1 pseudogene is annotated in these 424 nt (G+C 72.9%); it reads left to right on the top strand.

Features of this window, described 5'->3' with window-relative positions:
- A pseudogene (locus D7V97_RS43790) lies at positions 1–424 on the top strand (excinuclease ABC subunit C); the annotation flags it as partial.

Here is a 424-nt window from a genome sequence, read left to right as displayed (position 1 = left end):
TCCTCAAGGAGGATCCCGACCGCGAGTCCCCCGCCTGGCCCGACCTCCTCCTGATCGACGGCGGCCAGGGCCAGGTCTCGGCGGTGCACGAGGTGATGGCCGAGCTCGGCGTCGAGGACCTCCCCATGATCGGCGTCGCCAAGGGCGTCGACCGCAACATGGGCAAGGAGGAGTTCTGGCGCCCCGGGGTCCGCCAGCCCACGGCCCTGCCGCGCAACGACCCCGTGCTCTACTTCGTGCAGCGGATGCGGGACGAGGCGCACCGCTTCGCCATCGGCACCCACCGCGCCAAGCGCGCGAAGTCGCTGCTGGCCAACCCGCTCGACGAGATCGCCGGCATCGGCGCCACCCGCAAGCGCGCGCTCCTGAGCCACTTCGGCTCGGCCAAGGCGGTGGCGCGGGCGGCGCTCGTGGACCTCAAGGC

This window comes from Corallococcus sp. CA053C, from assembly GCF_003611675.1.
GTDB lineage: Bacteria > Myxococcota > Myxococcia > Myxococcales > Myxococcaceae > Corallococcus.
Note: the sequence above shows the minus strand (reverse complement) of the source record. Positions and strands in the feature narration are given on the sequence as shown.